This window comes from Castellaniella sp. MT123 (assembly GCF_039614765.1).
GTDB lineage: Bacteria > Pseudomonadota > Gammaproteobacteria > Burkholderiales > Burkholderiaceae_B > Castellaniella.
In genome coordinates this window covers 2,842,376-2,861,698 of sequence record NZ_CP154879.1, presented here as the reverse complement: position 1 = coordinate 2,861,698, position 19,323 = coordinate 2,842,376, and the positions used below count along the sequence as shown (strand labels likewise).

The 19,323-nt window shown below is 64.7% G+C and carries 19 protein-coding genes; 7 read left to right on the top strand and 12 right to left on the bottom strand.

Features of this window, described 5'->3' with window-relative positions; translation table 11 throughout:
• Nucleotides 1-43 precede the first annotated feature (43 nt).
• The 8 genes from gsiB to metK form a co-directional block, all read right to left on the bottom strand.
• Nucleotides 44-1,591 (bottom strand): glutathione ABC transporter substrate-binding protein GsiB, encoded by a 1,548-nt coding sequence (gene gsiB, locus ABCV34_RS13515; RefSeq protein ID WP_345796738.1) that lies wholly within the window; start codon nt 1,589-1,591, stop codon nt 44-46.
• A 16-nt stretch (nt 1,592-1,607) separates the two neighbouring features.
• On the bottom strand, nt 1,608-3,479 hold the full coding sequence (locus ABCV34_RS13510; protein WP_345796737.1) for a dipeptide ABC transporter ATP-binding protein: 1,872 nt from the start codon (nt 3,477-3,479) through the stop codon (nt 1,608-1,610).
• 58 nt (nt 3,480-3,537) lie between these two features.
• On the bottom strand, nt 3,538-4,506 hold the full coding sequence (locus tag ABCV34_RS13505) for an isoaspartyl peptidase/L-asparaginase (RefSeq protein WP_345796736.1): 969 nt from the start codon (nt 4,504-4,506) through the stop codon (nt 3,538-3,540).
• Nucleotides 4,503-5,420: a MurR/RpiR family transcriptional regulator gene (locus tag ABCV34_RS13500; RefSeq protein ID WP_345796735.1), complete on the bottom strand. Its 918-nt coding sequence runs from the start codon at nt 5,418-5,420 to the stop codon at nt 4,503-4,505. The genes ABCV34_RS13505 and ABCV34_RS13500 overlap by 4 nt, the downstream gene beginning before the upstream one ends.
• A 168-nt stretch (nt 5,421-5,588) precedes the next feature.
• The gene (locus ABCV34_RS13495) at nt 5,589-6,488 is read right to left on the bottom strand and encodes a transporter substrate-binding domain-containing protein (protein ID WP_345796734.1); all 900 of its coding nucleotides are present in this window, start codon (nt 6,486-6,488) and stop codon (nt 5,589-5,591) included.
• A gap of 75 nt (nt 6,489-6,563) precedes the next feature.
• Complete coding sequence (locus tag ABCV34_RS13490) at nt 6,564-7,172, bottom strand: GntR family transcriptional regulator (protein ID WP_345796733.1); 609 nt, start codon at nt 7,170-7,172, stop codon at nt 6,564-6,566.
• A gap of 104 nt (nt 7,173-7,276) precedes the next feature.
• Nucleotides 7,277-8,647, bottom strand: a complete 1,371-nt coding sequence (locus ABCV34_RS13485) for an FAD-dependent oxidoreductase (RefSeq protein ID WP_345796732.1) — start codon at nt 8,645-8,647, stop codon at nt 7,277-7,279.
• A 284-nt stretch (nt 8,648-8,931) separates the two neighbouring features.
• On the bottom strand, nt 8,932-10,095 hold the full coding sequence (gene metK, locus ABCV34_RS13480; protein WP_345796731.1) for a methionine adenosyltransferase: 1,164 nt from the start codon (nt 10,093-10,095) through the stop codon (nt 8,932-8,934).
• A 229-nt stretch (nt 10,096-10,324) separates the two neighbouring features.
• Between metK and ABCV34_RS13475 the strand changes: the two genes are divergently transcribed.
• The 5 genes from ABCV34_RS13475 to xerC all read left to right on the top strand — a co-directional run bounded on the left by ABCV34_RS13475 (nt 10,325) and on the right by xerC (nt 14,688).
• Nucleotides 10,325-11,185: a lysophospholipid acyltransferase family protein gene (locus tag ABCV34_RS13475; protein ID WP_345796730.1), complete on the top strand. Its 861-nt coding sequence runs from the start codon at nt 10,325-10,327 to the stop codon at nt 11,183-11,185.
• Complete coding sequence (locus ABCV34_RS13470; RefSeq protein WP_345796729.1) at nt 11,172-12,062, top strand: lysophospholipid acyltransferase family protein; 891 nt, start codon at nt 11,172-11,174, stop codon at nt 12,060-12,062. Before ABCV34_RS13475 ends, ABCV34_RS13470 begins: the two co-directional genes overlap by 14 nt.
• A gap of 5 nt (nt 12,063-12,067) precedes the next feature.
• Nucleotides 12,068-12,958 (top strand): diaminopimelate epimerase, encoded by an 891-nt coding sequence (gene dapF, locus ABCV34_RS13465; RefSeq protein WP_345796728.1) that lies wholly within the window; start codon nt 12,068-12,070, stop codon nt 12,956-12,958.
• 12 nt (nt 12,959-12,970) lie between these two features.
• Complete coding sequence (locus tag ABCV34_RS13460; RefSeq protein ID WP_345796727.1) at nt 12,971-13,651, top strand: DUF484 family protein; 681 nt, start codon at nt 12,971-12,973, stop codon at nt 13,649-13,651.
• 77 nt (nt 13,652-13,728) lie between these two features.
• Nucleotides 13,729-14,688, top strand: coding sequence for a tyrosine recombinase XerC (gene xerC, locus ABCV34_RS13455; protein WP_345796726.1), 960 nt, complete (start codon nt 13,729-13,731; stop codon nt 14,686-14,688).
• Here xerC and ABCV34_RS13450 read toward each other — a convergent pair.
• Genes ABCV34_RS13450 through ABCV34_RS13435 form a run of 4 tightly spaced genes read right to left on the bottom strand, consistent with a single transcriptional unit; the run spans nt 14,685 to nt 17,508 of the window.
• A complete protein-coding gene (locus ABCV34_RS13450; protein WP_345796725.1) occupies nt 14,685-15,659 on the bottom strand; it encodes a zinc ABC transporter substrate-binding protein in 975 nt (324 codons plus the stop codon). The two genes, xerC and ABCV34_RS13450, sit on opposite strands and share 4 nt — an antisense overlap.
• Before the next feature lie 3 nt (nt 15,660-15,662).
• Nucleotides 15,663-16,511 carry a metal ABC transporter permease gene (locus tag ABCV34_RS13445; protein WP_345798784.1) on the bottom strand — a complete coding sequence of 283 codons (849 nt, stop codon included), beginning with the start codon at nt 16,509-16,511 and terminating at the stop codon, nt 15,663-15,665.
• Between the two features lie 47 nt (nt 16,512-16,558).
• Entirely contained in the window at nt 16,559-17,368 is an 810-nt protein-coding gene (locus ABCV34_RS13440) for an ABC transporter ATP-binding protein (RefSeq protein WP_345796724.1), read from the bottom strand.
• On the bottom strand, nt 17,365-17,508 hold the full coding sequence (locus ABCV34_RS13435) for a hypothetical protein (RefSeq protein ID WP_345796723.1): 144 nt from the start codon (nt 17,506-17,508) through the stop codon (nt 17,365-17,367). The genes ABCV34_RS13440 and ABCV34_RS13435 overlap by 4 nt, the downstream gene beginning before the upstream one ends.
• A 71-nt stretch (nt 17,509-17,579) precedes the next feature.
• Here ABCV34_RS13435 and ABCV34_RS13430 point away from each other — a divergent pair, with 71 nt between their 5' ends.
• The gene (locus ABCV34_RS13430; RefSeq protein WP_345796722.1) at nt 17,580-18,056 is read left to right on the top strand and encodes a Fur family transcriptional regulator; all 477 of its coding nucleotides are present in this window, start codon (nt 17,580-17,582) and stop codon (nt 18,054-18,056) included.
• A 120-nt stretch (nt 18,057-18,176) separates the two neighbouring features.
• On the top strand, nt 18,177-19,286 hold the full coding sequence (locus ABCV34_RS13425) for a GTP-binding protein (protein ID WP_345796721.1): 1,110 nt from the start codon (nt 18,177-18,179) through the stop codon (nt 19,284-19,286).
• Nucleotides 19,287-19,323 lie beyond the last annotated feature (37 nt).

Genomic DNA, 19,323 nt, shown 5'->3' with positions numbered 1-19,323 from the left:
GCAGCCGGCGGTCACCCGGAAGGGCGGCCGCCGGCCACGCCACTTACTGCAGGGACACGTCGGTGAAGTTGAAGGAACCGTCCGGCATCACGTAGAAGCCATGCAGCTTCTTGCTTTGCGCCGACAGCAGCCTGGTCGTCACCAGGAAGGCCCAGGGCGCATCCTTCCAGATGCGGTTCTGCGCATCGTTGTACAGAGCGGTCTTCTTGGCGTCATCCGTGGTCAGCAGGGCATCGGCGATGTCCTTGTCCACGGCCGGATTGGAGTAATACGCCGTGTTGTTGAAGACGGGCGGCCAAGCCTTGGTGTCCAGCAGCGGGCGCAAAGCCCAGTCCGCCTCGCCGGTGGATGCCGACCATCCGGCGTAATACATGCGGATCGGCGCGGTCTTCGGATCCTTGGCCTGCTCGACGCGCTGCACCCGCTGACCGGATTCCAGCAACTGCACCGACGCCTTGATCCCGACCTGAGCCAGCTGCTGCTGCAGGAACTGCACGGCCTTGGCGGAGGTGCCGTCGTTATAGGCCGACCACAGTTCGGTGGTGAAACCGTTCGGATAGCCGGCCTCTTTCAGGAGTTCCTTGGCCTTCTTGGGGTCATGGGGCCAGGGATTCATCTTCTCGGCATACTGCACGCCCTGGGGCACCACCCCTTCGGACGGGAAGGCGTACCCGGCGAAGGCCACCTTCACCAGCGCCTCCTTGTTGATCGCATAGTTGACCGCTTCGCGTACCCGCGCGTCGTCGAACGGCTTTTGCAGCACGTTCATCGAGATATAGCGCGCCACGATGGACGGTGCCGCAATGACCTCGAGCTTGTCGTTCTTTTCCAGCAACTTGGCCTGCTCGTAGGGCAGCGTATAGGCGAACTGCGCCTCGCCTGTCTGGACCACGGCGGCACGCGTGTTGTTGTCCGTCACGGTGCGGAAGGTGAGCTTGTCGATCTTGGGATAGCCCTTGTTCCAGTAGTTGGGGTTCTTCTTGACGGTCAGGTGCGTGGCGGGATCCCATTCCACGAACACGAAGGGTCCGGTGCCCGTCGGGTGAAAGGTGATGTCCTTGCCCCACTTCTTGAGCGCCGTGGGGGAAATCATCATGGCCGACGGATGGGCCAGCGCGTTGATGAAGGCCGAGAACGGCTCTTTCAGGATGATCTTGACGGTATCCGCATCCACCGGCTCGACCTTTGCGATGCGGCTGAACTGGTTGTAGCGCGCCAGGCCATTGGCCTTGTCCAGCACCCGATCCAGATTGACCTTGACGGCCTCGGCATTGAAATCCGTGCCGTCGGAGAACTTCACACCCTTGCGCAGATGGAAGGTGTAGGTCAGGCCGTCCGGGGTGACCTCGTAGCTCGTGGCCAGCAGCGGCTGGATCTTCAGATCCTTGTCGAAGGCAAACAGCCCTTCGTAATACGACTTGCCCACGGCCTGTGAAAGCGTGGAGTTCGTGTTGTAGGGATCGAGCGAATCCAGGGTCACATACACGGCGGCCGTGACGTCCTTCTCGGCCATGGCCGGCACGGCGGCGAGCAGGCCGGAGGCCAAGCCCAGCGCCACGATGGTCTGCTTGATTCTGAAATGCTGCTGCATAGTGTCCTCCTGATGCCTAACGGCTGGTGGTTGCTGGATCAAGTGCTACAAAATGTCCGGTGGACACTTCCCGCAAGGAAAGCGCCACAGGGCTGTCGCCCACCCGACGGATGGGGCTGGGAATCTCGCCGGACAGCAGCTTCCTGTCCTGGCTGCGGCGCGAAGGATCGGCGATGGGGACGGCCTCCATCAGCTTGCGCGTATAGGGGTGGCGCGGATCCTCGAAAATGGCCCGGCGTGGCCCCATCTCCACGATCTGCCCCAGATACATGACCGCCACACGGTGGCTCACGCGTTCGATCACGGCCATGTCGTGCGAGATGAACAGATAGGAAATATTCATTTCCTGCTGCAGGTCGATCATCAGATTGACGATCTGCGCCTGGATGGAGACATCCAGCGCGGAGACGGATTCGTCGGCGACCACGACCTTGGGCTTGAGCGCCAGGGCGCGCGCAATGCAGATCCGCTGGCGCTGGCCACCGGAAAACTCATGGGGGTAGCGCTGGGCCGCGTCGCGCGGCAGCCCCACCTTGTCGAGCAGCGCATACATGCGCGCTTCGGCATCCCGCAAGGAGGCCAGCTTGTGGATCAGCAGCGGCTCCATGATCGAATAGCCCACGGTGACGCGGGGATCCAGCGATGCGAAGGGGTCCTGGAAGATGAACTGGACGTTGCGGCGCAAAGCCTGCAGGGCGGAGCCCTTCAGCGCCCCCAGCCGCTGCCCTTCGAATTCGATGTCCCCCGCCTGACTGTCCACGAGCTTGAGCAGCGCGCGGCCCGTCGTGGACTTGCCGCAGCCGGACTCGCCCACGAGTCCCAGCGTTTCTCCGGGGTACAGATCGAAACTGACCTTCTCGACGGCATGCACACGGTGCGTCACCCGCCCGAACAGGCCGGAGCGGATATTGAAATGCGTGACCAGATCTCGAACGCGCAGGATGGGTTCCGTGCCGGGACGCGCACTGCCCGCGGCGGCGTCGGACGGCATTCCGGCCGCCGCGTCGACCAGCGGAAAGCGGGCGGGATGATCCGTGCCGCGCATGGACCCCAAGCGGGGCACGGCCGCCAGCAAGGCCCGGGTATACGGATGCGCCGGATGGTCGAAGATCTGCTGCGCGGGCCCCGATTCGACACGGTCTCCACGCAGCATGACCAGCACGCGATCGGCGATCTCCGCCACCACGCCCATATCGTGGGTGATAAAGATCACGCCCATGCGCATGTCGCGCTGCAGTTCGCGGATCAGCTGCAGGATCTGCGCCTGGATGGTGACATCCAGCGCCGTCGTGGGCTCATCGGCGATCAGCATCACGGGCTTGCAGGCGAGCGCCATGGCGATCATCACCCGCTGGCGCATGCCACCCGACAACTGGTGCGGATACCGGCGCAGCACCGCTTTCGCATCCGGGATGCGCACCTGATCGAGCAGGCGCAGCGCCTCGGCCAATGCCGCGCGGCCCGACAGCTTGCCGTGCAGCACCAGGCTTTCGGCAATCTGGTCACCCACCGTGAAGATGGGGTTGAGCGAGGTCATCGGTTCCTGGAAGATCATCGCCATGTCGGCGCCGCGCACACCGCGCAGTTGCGCCTGCGTGGCCCGCGCCAGATCCAGCACCTGGCCATTGCGCCGACGCAGCAGCAACTCGCCGTTCAGGATCCGCCCACCCCCATGGCGCAACAGCCGCATGAGCGCCAGCGACGTCACGGACTTGCCCGACCCCGACTCGCCCACGATCGCCAGGGTCTCACCCCGATCCACGTGAAAGGACAGATGCTTGACGGCATCGACGACCCGCTCCGACGTCCGGAACTGGACGCTCAAGTCCGTGACACGCAGGACGCGTCCGGTTTCAAGCTCGGAGCTGGAGGTAGGCTGAACGTCCATGGGACCCAATTCACTCATCAAAAATGGCCCGGACCGGCGATACGGCGGGACCTGCTCTTCATCGATAGATGGCGACTTCGGGCGCCTGGCCCACCACCTGGCTGCCGCGATACATGCCTTCGGTATTGAAGGGCATCGCCACATGGCCCTGGGCATCCACGGCGACCAGACCACCGGCGCCGTCCAGAAGCGGCAGCTTCTCGAACACCACCTTATGGCTGGCCTCTTCCAGCGACAATCCGGCATATTCCATGAGCGCGGCGATGTCGTAGGCCGCCACGGCCCGGATGAAGGACTCCCCCTTCCCGGTCGTCGCCACTGCGCAGCTTGCGTTGCTGGCATAGCAGCCGGCGCCCACGATCGGCGTATCGCCCACGCGCCCGGGCCATTTGTTGGTCAGGCCGCCCGTGGATGTCGCCGACGCCAGATTGCCGTCACGATCCAGGGCGACAGCCCCGACCGTGCCCATCTTGCGGCTTTCATCCAGGGGGGCTTTCCGATCCGCCGCCAGCCGGGCCGCGTCATGGTCCAGCACGATGGATTCCTGCCCCGTGCGCTGCGCGGCGCGCAGCTGTTCCCGCCGCGCGGGCGTGGAAAAGAAGGACGGATCCACACACTCCAGACCCTGCGCGCGAGCGAAGGCCTCGGCACCCGCCGCCACGAACAGCACATGCGGGCTGCGTTCCATCACGGCGCGCGCCGCCAGCACCGGATTGCGGATCGTCGTCACGTTGGCGACCGCACCACAGGCCCGGGTGCGTCCATCCATGATGGCGGCATCCAGTTCATGGGTTTCATCGCGGGTGAACACGGATCCGTGTCCCGCATTGAAAAGCGGGCATTCCTCGAGCAGGCGCACGGCCTCGGTCACGGCATCGAGTGCGGAGCCGCCCTCGGCCAGCACCCGGGTGCCGCCGCGCAGGACCGAACGCAGCGCATCTTCGTAAGCCTGCTGCTTTTCCGGCGTGATCTGCGCGCGCGTGATGGCGCCCGCACCGCCATGAATGGCCAATACCGGTTGAATCATGATCCTGTTTCCTCGGACTGTTTCCCGTGCGTGAGCCACGGCATGACCGACTCGGTCAGCAACGCGGCGGTGGACAGGGAATTTTTGGACTGATGTGCCACGGCGGCCGTCAGGGCTTCGATGAGTCCCAGCACCGCGGTTTCCGAATTCGACAACAACTGACGCCCGCTATGGGCGCACAGGCAGATATCCGCGATCGATCCCAGCGGAGAATCTGTCCGGTCCGTCATGGCCAGCAGGGTTGCCTTGGATTTCCGGGCGGCATTGGCCAGCGTGATGGTATCGACGAGGTAGCGGGGAAACGAGAGCGCGATCACAAGGTCGCCAGGCCGCAGGCGCGCAAGCTGGCGTGCGGCATGCGATACCCCGCCCGGTCCGGCCAGCGACTCGACCATGTCGCAGTGCAGGCTCAGGCCTCGCTGCAACAGGCCCGCCAGAAACCCGCTGGAACCAAAACCGATGATGAAGACCCGTTCGGCCTTCAACACGGCCTGGACCGCGCGCGCGCACTGATCGGCACTGAGGGACTGACGGGTCAATTCGGAATTGCGCTGGTCTTCGTACAGGGAGGCGGCAAACACGTCCACCGCGGTTTCGGCCTGCCCCTGCTTGAGCCGCAGACGCTCCACCGGTTCGAGGGCTTCTTCGAAGCCGCGCGCCAGTTCGATGCGGAACTGGGGATAACCGGGCACGCCCAAGGCGCGGGCGAAACGGTTGGCTGTGGCCACCGACACCCCGCATTCTCGGGCGAATTCGTCGATGGACATCATGGCGACCTTCAGCGGATGCGCCAGCGCGTAATCCGCCAGCCGCCGCTGCGATTCACTGAACGACGACATGGCATCGGCGATGCGACGCGCGATGCTGCGCGTATCGGGAGGCTGGCTGGCTGGATCGGCGGCGCGAAGTCCCATGGGAAGGCCCAATTCCACGAAGATAATTTATTTACATTATTCTATATCTTATGAAAATAAATTTTCATGCGGAATTACCCGAACGAAACGCGCAGTGTGCGGCTGCGCGTTTCGTGTGTGACAGACGATAGAGCGGCATCACCCGGGTCTCATGGCGTGCCGACCCGTTCACACCCCCTTGTCATTGGGATGGGCAATCGCATCCTTCAAGGGTTGTGTCATCGGGAAATTCAGGTTCAGGCCTTTGGGCGGAATCGGTTGGGTGAACCATTTGCCGTAAAGAGCCTGGAACTCACCAGACCGCATCAGGCCAACCAGGGTATGGTCGACCAATGCCTTGAATTCCGGGTCGTTCTTGCGAAGGATCAGGCCGTAAGGTTCGACACGCAAGGCCTCATCAAGCAAACGCCATTGCTGTGGATCCTGACTGTTGGCCACCATGCTGGCCAGCAAAATATCATCCATGACAAACGCATCGGCACGGCCCGTCGTGAGGGCCAGGAACGACCCGGCATGATCGGCGCTGAGTACCCGCACCGTCTTCATGTCATGTGCCTTTTCATAGGCATTCAACAAGGCAATCGACGTGGACGCCGACGTCAGGGCAATGGCCTTGCCGTTCAGGTCTTTGAGTGTCTTGACAGGGCCATCACGTCGCACGACGGCCCGGATGCTGGACACAAAGATGGTGTCGCTGAACGCCACCACCTTTTCTCGTTCGAGGGTGTTGGTTGCAGGCCCGCACACGAGATCGATGGTGCCGTTCTGTATGAGCGGAATCTGGTTACTGAGCTGAATGGGCACAAGCTTGATGCGCAGCGTGGGCAGCTTGAGCCGCGTTTTGACGGCATCGGCCACCTTGTGGCAGAGATCCATGGCAAACCCCACGGGTTTGGGCCGGTCATCCAGATAGGAAAATGGCACCGAGACATCCCGATAGCCCAGGGAAATTTCGTCCAGCTGCTTGATTTTTGCCAATGTGCCATCAAGTGGCTGACTCTGGGCTGGCGCCGCGACCAGCGCGATCGCAAAACCTGAGGCCAGAATGGCCGTGAGCACTTTATGCATGGTTGTCTCCTGTCATGACTCGTCTCTTGGGGGATAAGCGCAAAAAGCCTGGTGCCTCGCCGGGCACCGACGAGGCTAATTGCGCCGCGGTAGTTCTTGCTCTTTGCGGCGCAGCCTATCGCGCGTCTTCTCGATATGCGCCTCGAGCAGGCGCACAGCCCGGTTGACATCGTGTGCCGCGCACGCTTGCAAAATGCGATGGTGATCGGCTTGTGGACCAGCGCGCCCCACCGTGACGGAGATATAGGTGCGCAAGAAGCGGTGATTGGCCAGCACCGTGTCTTCGATCATCTTCAGCAGCCGCTGCCTGCCGCAGGGCCGATAAAGCGTCATATGAAAGCGCATATTGAGGTCGCGCCACTCTTCGGGGTTCTCGCTGCCATCATATTGCGCCAGCACGGCCTCAGCCTCGGCGACGACAGCGGGCGTCATGTTCGGCACGGCAAGTTTCAGTGCCCGCACTTCGAGCGCAATGCGGATGTCGAGCATCTCTTCGAGTTCTTCGAGGCTGCGTGACGAGACGAAAGCGCCGCGATGCAGCTCGGAGGCTACCAGCCCCTCGGCCTCGAGCTGGCGCAGCGCCTCGCGCACCGGTACTCGGCTGACGCCATACTGGTCGGCCAGTGCTTCCTGCCGGATCTGCAGGCCGGGGGGCAGAACGCCATTCAGGATGTCATGGCGCAAGGCCCTGACGATTCTTTGAGACACTGGTTCAGCATCTGACATACAGACCGCCTCATGATCAAAAACGCCGCAAAGACAGAAACCCGTGCCTGCCTCAACGAGGGCTACAGGCTACCCTTGGCCGCCCGGGTCAGCTCGGCCATCAGCGCGCCGTCGGTCCGGCGCGCCAGGCTCAGCGGCGCGGCGAAATCCGGCAACGGCCGGCCAGTGACCCACCGGGCGCACAAGGCCCCCGCCGCGCAGGCCCCCATTGAGCCATACCCGGACAAGGCCCCGGCGACAAAGGCCCCCTGCCCGTCCAGCGGACCGATCAAGGGCCAGTTTTCCTCGGTCATGGTGTAGTACCCGCCATAATGGTGGACACCCCGAGGCAGCCGTCCGATATAGGCCATCAGCCCTCGATGCAGGCGGCTGGCACCCCGCAACACGGTGTCGGGAAACTGCGCGTCGATCGGATCCGGGGCATGCGGGTCGCTGGCAGTCTGGTTGTAGGCCCAGCCCAATTTGATCCACTTGCCATCCCGCGCGCCATCGGGGCGGCAATGGATGCCACCCGGCATCGGCTCGGTCAGGTGGCGCGTGGCAGGATCGGAGGCCAGCAAGGCACGATCTTCATCCTCCCAGTACAAGGCCTGACCATCGAGATCGATCGTAAAGGGCATGTCACGCGGGATAGCCGCCTCACGGTCTTCGAAGGCGATCTTCTGCTGAAAAACCGAACTCACGGGCAGATCGACCCCCAGCATCCGCCCCACGTCTTGAAGATACGGCCCGGCCGCATTCACCACACGATCGGCAGCCAGCGTGCTGTGCCCGTGAGGTCCCTCCAGATCGAGGCGGTATCGCGCATCGCGCGCAATCGCCTGCACCCGTGCCCGGATCAACCGCCCGCCCTGCGCCCGCAGGCGCTCGAGCATGAGCTGCCCCATCTGCTGAGCGCTGATGGAGCCTGCACGGCGGATATGAAGCACCGTAGCGACGTCCTGTGCATACGAGGGAAAAGCCTTGCGGATGATCGCCGCGTCGAGCAGCACATCGACTCCGCCGGGGGCGTCCTGCCAGGGAGCGCGGCAGGGTGGCGCATAGCGCGATGAAATATGGTCGTGTATGCGGATGGGCGCATCCGATTGCGCATAACCACGATACAGGTCGGCAATCAGGTCTTGCGGGTTGCGCCGGCGCGTCACCAGAGCATACCCGCCACGGGTCATGTTCAGACGTCCGCCGCTGCGCTGGTCGAGGTCTTCCATGAGCGTGATCGAATGATCGGTGAACGCCGTCATGACCGGGTGCGGCCACCAGTTTCTGTAGTTTTCCCCGGACTGGGCAGACGTCAGGCTCATCGGATCGAGCGGGTCGATCAGCGCCACGCTTCCGACCCCCTCTTCGGTGGCCAGGTAGTAGGCGACCGCGATACCGACGCTGCCTGCACCGATCACGGCCACATCGACCGACTGAAATGCGCTCTCTGACACACGACCTCCGCACTGGATGACAACGGGCGTGATAGATTCACCCCTTTGTTTGATATTCAAGATTGTATCCAATTTCGGATGCAGAACAGCCTGGGGATACCCCCTATGAGACCCATGAGACCGTCACACAACGGCCGGGCGATCGGCTAAGCCAAAGACAAATCCATGCCTGCCGATCGCAAAAGACAAGCCCCAATGGGAACACCCGTTGGGGCTTGTCTTTTGCGAGTGACAATCGCGGCGCGTGATCAGCCCGCAGCGACGTGCGGGCGACCGGCGCAGGATCAGGCAGCCGCCTTCAGCACCTGGACCTTGTCGACGGCTTCCCAGCTGAATTCCGGTTCGCTGCGACCGAAATGGCCATAGGCGGCGGATTTCGAGTAGATCGGGCGCAGCAGGTCGAGCATTTCGATGATGCCGCGCGGACGCAGGTCGAAGTGTTCGCGCACCAAGCGGGCGATCTGCTCGTCGGGGATCACGCCGGTGCCTTCGGTGTAGACCGTGATGTTGATGGGTTCGGCCACGCCGATGGCGTAGCTGACCTGCACCTGGCACTGGCGCGCCAGACCGGCGGCCACGATGTTTTTGGCCACGTAGCGCGCCGCATAGGCGGCGGAACGGTCGACCTTGGACGGATCTTTGCCCGAGAACGCGCCGCCGCCGTGCGGGCAGGCGCCGCCGTAGGTATCGACGATGATCTTGCGCCCCGTCAGGCCGCAATCGCCTTGCGGGCCGCCGACCACGAACTTGCCGGTGGGGTTGACCAGGAATTTGGTGCGATCGGTCAGCAGGCCCGGGGCGAACACCGGGCGGATGATGTGCTCGATGGCGGCCTCGCGGATGTCGGCCTGGGAAATGTCGGGGTGATGCTGCGTGGACAGCACCACGGTGTCGACTTCGGCCGGCTTGCCGTCCAGGTAGCGGAACGTGACCTGGGATTTGGCATCCGGGCGCAGCCAGGGCAGGCGGCCGTCCTTGCGCAGTTCGGCCTGGCGCTGCACGATACGGTGGGCGTACCAGATCGGTGCCGGCATCAGATCCGGAGTTTCGTCGCAGGCATAGCCGAACATCAGCCCCTGGTCGCCGGCGCCCTGGTTCAGGATTTCTTCGGGGGTGCGGTCCACGCCCTGCGCGATGTCGGGCGACTGCTTGTCATAGGCGACCAGCACCGCGCAACCCTTGTAGTCGATGCCGTATTCCGTGTTGTCGTAGCCGATGCGGCGGATCGTGTCGCGCGCGACCTGGATGTAGTCCACATTGGCGCGCGAGGTGATTTCGCCGGCCAGCACGACCAGACCGGTGTTGCACAGGGTTTCGGCCGCCACGCGCGAATTGGGATCCTGTTCGAGCAAAGCGTCGAGGATGGCGTCGGAGATCTGGTCGGCGACCTTGTCGGGATGGCCTTCGGAAACGGATTCCGAGGTAAAGAGAAAATCGTTGTTTGCCACAGCGATACGTCCTGTATAAGCACCGGACCGACCGGTGCGAGGTTGAACGAAACGCGTTGCACCTCTGGATGTATCGGGGCGCGACGCTTTAGCGGTTTAAACCACGCCGTTGCCGGGGTGGGGATCGCTCCGCAAGTTGTCGGGTTAACTCAGCGATCGCTGGAATTTTAAGCGAAAATAGCCTTCGCCTGCTGAAACCTTTTTGACCAACAGGGACATTTCACCGCGCATGTTGTTGTTTATCGTCCGTTTGCTGGCCTGTCTGCCGCTTTCCTGGCTTCAATCGCTGGGACGGTTGATTGGCTTGATCGTCTATGCCTTTCCGGGCCGCTATCGCCGCCGCCTGCGCGCCAATGCGCGCCGCGCAGGCTATGACAGTCCGGCCTTCGCACGCCGCGCCGCCGCCGAATCCGGCGCCATGATCCTGGAGATCCCCAAAGTCTGGTGGCGCACCTCGCAATGTCTGGCGATCACCCGCGGCGACCAGGAAGCCATCGTCCAGGATGCATTGGCCGAAGGGCGCGGGGTGCTGTACCTGACCCCACACCTGGGGTGCTTCGAGATCACGGCCCGCCATCTGACCCAGTATGGCCCGCTGACCGTGATGTTCCGGCCCTCGCGCAGCCGCCATCTGGACCCCATCGTCGAGTCCGCCCGCGACATGCGCAACCTGCGCGCCGTGCCGGCCAACCGTCACGGTGTGCGCGAGTTCGTGCGCGCCCTGAAGCGCGGCGAGGCCGTGGGCATGCTGCCGGACCAGGTGCCGCGCGAAGGCGACGGGCTGTGGCTGCCCTTTTTCGGCGAATATGCGCTGACGATGACCCTGGCGGCCCGGCTGGCGCTGCAGACGGGCGTGGCGGTCATCCTGACCGCCGGAGAACGCCTGCCGCACGGACACGGCTGGCGCATGCACTACCTGCGTCTGCCCGAGCCCCTGCCGGACACCCCCGAAGCCCTGGCCCTGACCATCAATCAGGCCATGGAAACCTTGATCCGTCGCTTTCCGGAACAATACCTGTGGAGCTACAACCGCTACAAACGGCCGAACGATGCACCACCGCACCCGGATGAGGCTCATGGCTTTCGATAAAAAACCCTTGCTGCGGGCCGTGCTGGGCTATTTCGGCCGCTGCCCCACCCGCACCCGTCTGCGCTGGGGGCGCGCGCTGGGCTGGCTGGTGCCGCGCCTGCTGAAGTCCCGCGCCCACGTCGTCCGGGTGAATCTGGCGCACTGCTTCCCGGACCTGAATCAGGTCGAACGGGACGCCATGGCGCGCCGGCACTTCCATCTGCTGGCCCAGTCCTTCATCGATCGCGGCCTGTGCTGGTTCGGCGACCGGCAGCGCATCCTGGATACCATCGAGCTGCAAGGCGAACATCATCTGCAGGCCCTGCTGGACCAGGGGCGGCGCATCCTGTTGTTCGCGCCGCACTTCATCGGTCTGGATGCCGCAGCCACCCGCCTGACCCTGTTCCTGAAGGAATCCGCGACGATCTATACCCGGCAAAGCGACGCCGATGTCGACGAGATCGTCCGCCTGGGGCGCGGGCGCTTCAATCAGGTGCACCTGATCAGCCGCCACGACGGCGTGCGCGGCATGATCCGTTTGCTGCGTCGCAGCATTCCGGTGTATTACCTGCCCGACATGGACTTCGGCCGGCACGGCAGCGCCTTCATCCCGTTTTTCGGCGTGCCGGCCGCCACCCTGCTGTCGGCCGCCCAGATCGCGTCATCGCAGGATGCCGTCGTGGTGCCGATCATCAGCCGCCTGGATCCCGATACCGGCCGCTACCAGGTCACCGTGCATCCGCCCGTCGATCATTTCCCGGGGAACGACACCCCCGAAGCCGCCACCGCCCGTCTGAACGCGTTCATCGAAGACAATGTCCGCCCCGACCCCGCCCAATATTATTGGGTCCACCGGCGCTTCAAGACGCGCCCCGAAGGCGAAGCCGGCTTTTACTGAGACTTTTGCGGGATAATGCCTCGATGATCTGGAACTTCACCAAAATGCATGGCGCCGGCAACGACTTCGTCGTCCTGGACGGCGTACGCCAGTCCATCCAGCTGACCCCCGAACGCGCCCGCGCCCTGGCCGACCGTCATTTCGGCATCGGCGCCGACCAGGTGCTGCTGGTCGAAGATCCCCTGGACCCCGAAGCGGATTTCCGCTACCGGATCTTCAACGCCGATGGCAGCGAAGTCGAACACTGCGGCAACGGCGCACGCTGCTTCGTGCGTTTCGTCCATGAACAGGGACTGTCGAAGCGCAACCCGCTGCGCGCCGAGATCGCCACAGGGCTCATCGTATTGCACGAATCCGACGACGGCCTGGTCACGGTGGACATGGGGCACACCTGGTTCACGCCCGACCGCCTGGCCTTCGACGCCACCGGTCTGGCGACCCGGCCCGACGGCGGCGACACGCTATACGGCCTGGACCTGCCCGGCGAGGCATCCGAGATCTGGTGTTCCCTGGTGGCCATCTCGAACCCTCATGCCGTCGTGCTGGTGGACGATACGGAAGTCTATCCCGTCGGCCGCATCGGCCCGGCCATCGAAAGCCATCGGCGCTTTGCGCAGCGCGTCAATGCCGGGTTCATGCAGGTCGTGGACCGGCACCACATCCGCCTGCGGGTCTACGAACGCGGCGCGGGCGAAACCCTGGCCTGCGGGACGGGCGCCTGCGCGGCCGCCGTCGCCGGGATCCGGCGGGGTCTGCTGGACAGCCCTGTGCGCGTCGATACCCACGGTGGTACGCTGCAGATCGAATGGAACGGCCAGACCCTGCGGATGCAGGGCACGGCCACCACGGTTTTTCAAGGCCAGGTCGATATCGATGCCCTGGTCGCCTCCCGCTGACGGAACGCCGACATGACACAGGAAGCCCTGACCGCCCAGGAAGTGGCGGATTACCTGAGCCAGAACCCCCGGTTCTTCGAGGACCACGCCGACGTCTTCTCGACGCTCAGCGTGCCGCACCCGCACCAGGCCCGCGCGATTTCGTTGGGCGAACGTCAGGTCATGACGCTGCGCGGCCGGGTCAAAGAACACGAACAGCGCCTGATGCAGCTGCTGCAAAATGCCGGCGGCAACGAACGCATCAACCACGCACTGATGCAATGGTGCGCCCGGATGCTGTCCGAACCGGACGCGCTGCAAATCCCGGCCCACATCATCCGCAGCCTGGCCGATCAGTTCGACCTGAACGCCATCGCCCTGCGGATCTGGGATCTGCCCGCCCTGCGGGACAGCGAATTCGCGCAGGACGTCACCCCCGAAATCCGCCGCTACACCGCTGAACTTCCCCGCCCCTACTGCGGTCCGCTGAAGGGTCAGGAAGCCGCCGCCTGGCTGGCTTCCGAGCCCACATCGCTTGCCATCCTGCCGCTGCGCACCCTCACCGGAAAGGACCCCATCGGCCTGCTGGTGCTGGGGGCCGACGATCCCAAACGCTTCACCCCCGACATAGGCACGGCATTCCTGGAACTGATCGCATCCCTGGCCGGCGCAGCGCTGGGCCGGCTGGCGGCGCCGGCCCCGGAAGCCGCCTGACGGCGCCCTGGCGGCCCGTTCCGGATCCACGCAAGCCCGGGGCCTGATCGCCAATCGACCGGATGGAATCCATCGCCATGTCAACAGAAGACGCGCAGCGGATCGAATCCTGGCTCGACGAGCTTGGCGCCCAGCAGCGCTACTCGCCGCACACGATCGCGGCCTACCGGCGTGACCTGAGCGCCCTGCGGCAATGCTTTCCCGACCAGGATCTGGACGCGATAAGTGAAGCGCACATCCGCCAGGCGCTGGGGCGCCTGCATGCGCAGGGTCATCAGCCCCGCAGCCTGGCCCGAACCCTCTCCGCCTGGCGTGCCTATTTCGAATGGCGGGCCCCCGCCGCGGGCCTGACCTGCAATCCGGCCCATGGGGTGCGCGCCCCGCGCATCCCGCGCAGCCTGCCCAAAGCGCTATCCGTCGATCAAGCCCAGGCACTGCTGGACCGCTCGCAATTGCCGCCTGCCGATAGCCCCATCGAAAAGCGCGACATGGCCATGTTCGAGATTCTGTATTCCGGCGGACTGCGGCTATCCGAACTGGTCGGCCTGGACTGGCAGCCCCTGCGCGAATCCGGCTACGCCTCGCACAGCTGGATCCAGCTGGACGAACAGGAAGCCATCGTCCAGGGCAAGGGACGCAAGACCCGGGCCGTCCCGCTGGGGCGTCATGCGGCGCAGGCCATCCGGGACTGGCTGGCCGTGCGCAGCCAGCTGCTGCCCCCCGAGCCAGACCCCGACACCCGCGCCGCCCTGTTCCTGGGTGCTCGGGGCCGGCGCGTCAGCCCGCGCGTGGTGCAGCTGCAGTTGCAGGCCCTGGCGCAGCGCGTCGGCCTGCAACTGCACGTGCATCCGCACAGCCTGCGGCACAGCTTTGCCAGTCACCTGCTGCAATCGTCGCAGGACCTGCGCGCCGTGCAGGAACTGCTGGGGCATGCCAACATCGCCACCACCCAGATCTATACGCGGCTGGATTTCCAGCACCTGGCGGCCAGCTACGACCAGGCGCACCCGCGGGCAAGGCGGAAGTCGAAAGATTAATGTCCGGATGCCGTGAAGGCCTTCATCAACTGCTGCGTGTTCCAGCGGAACATCCCCAGATAAGTCGAAGCCTCGTGCCCCGGCCGATCCAGCGTATCGGCATACAGCGTTCCACCCATCGTCACGCCGGCTTCCTGGGCAAGCTGCTCCAGCGCCCGGGAATTGCCTCCCTGTTCCAAAAATAGCGCCCGAACGTGATCGGCGCGAATCCGCTTGAGCAAGTCGGCCATGGCGCGAGCGGATGGTTCCGCCTCGCTGGACAAGCCCACCAGCGACAGGATACGGATGCCATAGGCGGCGCCGAGGTACCCGAACGCGTCATGGGACGTCGCCAGCGCGCGCCGATCCTCGGGGATCGCGGCCAGCTGCTGACGCCATTGCGCATCGGCCTGACGCAGCTTCTGGACATAGGCATCGGCCCGGGCCAGATAGGCCGACTCATGGGTGGGATCGGCCTGCGCCAGGCCCTGGGCGATGTTCCGCACATACTGCACGCCATTGGCCAGGTCCTGCCAGGCATGCGGATCGACCGTGCCTGGCGCGGCATCCTCGCTTTCACCCGCCCCGACCAGCCTGGTCTTCACCCCATGGGATGCCACGATTTCCCGCCCCTTGAAGTCGGAGGCTTCCAGCAAACGCGGCATCCAGGCTTCCAGCCCAAGGCCATTGAGCACCAGCACCTGAGCCGCGCCCAGGGCGCGCGCATCGCGCGGACTGGGCTCGAACGTATGCGCCTCACGCATCGGCCCGATCAGGACATCCAGGTGGATGTCGTCGCCGCCGACCTCGCGCGTCATGTCCCCCAGGATGGAGAACGAGGCCACCACGCGCAACCGGTCTTCGCGACCCGCCGCCGGCACCGCGCCACTGGCTGCCGCCTGGGCGAAAGCCGCCGACTGCAGCGCCAGCCACAGGCACAGACCGATACCCGCCCACAGACCCGCCCGCCTAACCCGAAAACCATCCGACATGCTTCATTCCTCTATGGATTGCAACAAGCGGGCGCGCCGCGCCCGCGCCTGACGCGCCGTTTGCAACAGCCCGCCATAAGGCCCGAAACCGACCGACAGGAAATGCGCCACCCCCGCGGCCAGGATGATGGCGGGCGACGCCGCCACATCCGCGTAATAGGACACCAACAGGCCGGCGTAAGAGGCGCATGCCCCCAGCACGGCGGCCAACACCATCTGGGCGCCCACCGAACGCACCCAGAACCGCGCCGCCGTGGCGGGCAGCATCATGATCCCCACCACCATCAGTGTGCCCAGCACCTGGAAGCCCGCCACCAGATTCAGGACCAGCAGCAGCAGGAACCCCATGTGAGCCCAGGCCCCCGCGCGCCCCTCGGTTCTCAGGAACAGAGGATCCAGGCACTCGGTGACCAGCACCCGGAACATCCCGGCCAGCGCCAGCAACGTGATGCTTGCGACCGCCGCCACCAGCAGCAGCGCCGCTTCGCTCAGGCCCAGCACCGTGCCAAACAGCACATGGATCAGATCCAGATTGGTGCCCTTCAGGGAAACCAGCAGCACGCCCAGCCCCAGGGAAACCAGATAGAACGCGGCAAAACTGGCGTCTTCACGCAGGGGAGTCAGGCGCGCGACCATCCCTGCCAGCAAGGCCACGACGACTCCGGTCACCAGCCCGCCCACCGTCATGGCTGTCATGGACAGCCCGGCCGTCAGGAACCCGACCGCCACCCCGGGCAGGATGGCATGCGCCATGGCATCGCCCATCAGACTCAGGCGCCGCAGCACCAGAAACACGCCCAGCGGCCCCGCCGCGAAAGCCAGCGCCCAGGATCCCGCCAGGGCGCGGCGCATGAAACCGAACTCGATGAACGGCTGCACCAGCACATCCCACAGATGGATCACGACAGCCCCCCGGCGCACAAATGACGGGCCAGATGCAGATTGGCATGACTGAGCACCCGGTCAGTGGGCCCCCAGTCCACGACCTGCCCCGCCAGCAGCAGCGCCTGCGGAAAATGGGCCCGCACCATGTCCAGATCGTGCAGCACGGCGATCACGGTGCGCCCTTCCTCGTGCCACTGATGCAGCAGCGCCAGCAGATCCTCGGTTGTCGCCCGGTCCACCGCCGCGAACGGCTCGTCCAGCAAGATCACCCGGGCATCCCGCAGCATCAGCCTGGCAAACAGCGCCCGCTGCAATTGGCCGCCCGAGAGCGTATTGACCGACTGATGGCCGAACCCCGCCAGGCCCACGGCCTGCAGGACCGCCTCGACCCGGTCGCGCCCCTCCGTGTCCAGCCCACGCCAGGCGCCCATCCGGTGCCAGGCCCCCAGGGCCACCAGGTCGAAGGTGCTGATCGGAAAATCGAGGTCGAGTTCGGCGGACTGCGGCAGACAGGCCAGGCTGCGCGCCAGCGCCGGGTCGATCCGGATGTGCCCGCGAGCGGGACTCAGGCGCCCCGTCAGTGCCTTGATCAAGGTCGACTTGCCCGCCCCGTTGGGGCCCACCAGCGCTGTGAGAGTCCCGCTGGCAAACGTGCCACAGGCATCGCGCACCGCGATCCGGTCGCGCCATCCCAGCCAGACCTGCTGCAGTTCGATGGCCGGCATGACGGCAAGGTCGGCATCCCGAGCGGCTTGAGCCGCCTGCGGGAGACCGTCCGCGGAAATGCCGTGGACGGAGCACGTGGCCGCCACGCTTTGGCTCACCACCATTGCAACGCCCATCCCGTCAGCAGCCACAGCAGCAGGATGGCCCAGGCCACACGCCGCATGCGGCTGGCCGCCGACAACAGCAAGGAAGATCCCCGATAGTGATCAGGGCGTGAAAATGGGGAAAATCGCGGCATGATGAGCGCTGCAGGCAGGGTGATTTCCGGGAATACGGATTCAACGTTCGTTATGTTATAACATAACCATCATGAACAAGAAGGCTCATTCCCATTCCGGTTCTGCCATCGACCAGCGTCTGCACACGGCCGAACGGCTCTGCGAACAACACGGTTCCCGGCTGACGCCGCTGCGCCGCCTGGTGCTGGCGACTCTGCTGCGGCACCCGGGCAGCATGAAGGCATACGAACTGCTCGACGCGCTGCGGGCGGCGCAGCCTGGCGCGGCGCCACCCACGGTGTACCGCGCACTGGATTTCCTGACCGAACAGGGCCTAATCCATCGCCTGGATGCGGTCAACGCCTGGAGCGCCTGCACAGACGCGGGCGGCGACCCCCATGATCTGCTGATCGTGTGCACCCGCTGCGGCACTGTCGCCGAACTCAGCGACCCCGCGCTCAGCCAGCGGCTGGCGGATTGCGTCGCACAGGCCGGTTTCGTCCTGGACGGTCACGAAACCGAACTGCGCGCCGTCTGCACACGCTGCCAGCAGGCAGGTTTGCCCTAAACCCGGGCCTATGATGTAATCGCATGCTGATCGCCTAAGCCCCTTGACAAGGACTACGGCTGCGGAAACGAATTCTGGCGGCCGACATCACGGGGATGGCGTATCGCACTGAGGTCCACCATGAACGCTGCCAATTCTGCCCGCTCCACCGATTCCATGATCCCCGTTACCGTGCTGACCGGTTTTCTAGGGGCGGGCAAAACCACGCTGCTGCGCCGCATCCTGACGGAATTCCACGGCCAGCGCATCGCCGTCATCGAAAATGAATTCGGCGAAGAAAACATCGACAACGACCTGCTGGTGCAGGACAGCGACGAGCAGGTCATCGAACTGAGCAACGGCTGCGTCTGCTGCACGGTGCGCGGCGACCTGATCCGCACCCTGAACGACCTGGCGACCCGCCGCGACGATGGCGCGGTGCGTTTCGATCGCGTCATCATCGAAACCACCGGCATGGCCAATCCGGGGCCGGTGTGCCAGACCTTCTTCATGGACGACGACATCGCCGAGACCTACCGGCTCGACGCCGTCATCACGGTGGTGGATGCCAAACACGGCATGGCCACGCTGGATCGCCAGGAAGAGGCCCAGCGCCAGGTGGGGTTTGCCGACCGTATCCTGGTTTCTAAAAAGGACCTGGTCAACGAGGCCGACTACGAGGCACTGCGCGCCCGCCTGGTGCGCATCAACCCGCGCGCTTCGATCACACCGGCGCACTTCGGCGAAACCGACCTGACGACCCTGCTGGACGTCAGCGGCTTCGACCTGGACACGATCCTGGATATCGATCCGGAATTCCTGGCCGAGGAAGAGGCCCACGATCACGACCACGGTCATGACCATGATCACCACGATCACGACCATGATGACGAGGACGGCCACCACGCCTGCGGCCCCGCCTGCGGGCACGATCACCACCACGCGCACCACAGCGACGACATCGGTGCCTTTGTCTTCCGCTCCAACCGGGCGTTCGACCCGGAACGGCTGGAAGACTTCCTGGGCGGCATCGTTCAGGTCTACGGCCCCGACCTGCTGCGCTACAAGGGCATCCTGTATATCAAGGGCATCAACCGTCGCATGCTGTTCCAGGGCGTGCACATGATGATGGGCGCCGAACCCGGCAAACCCTGGAAAGCCAGTGAAAAACCGAATACCCGGCTGGTATTCATCGGCCGTAAACTGCCTCAGGACATCTTCACTCAGGGGCTCGAACAATGCTTGGCCTGACCACCCGCCCCGCGCTGCCCCGCTGTATTTTCGGGAT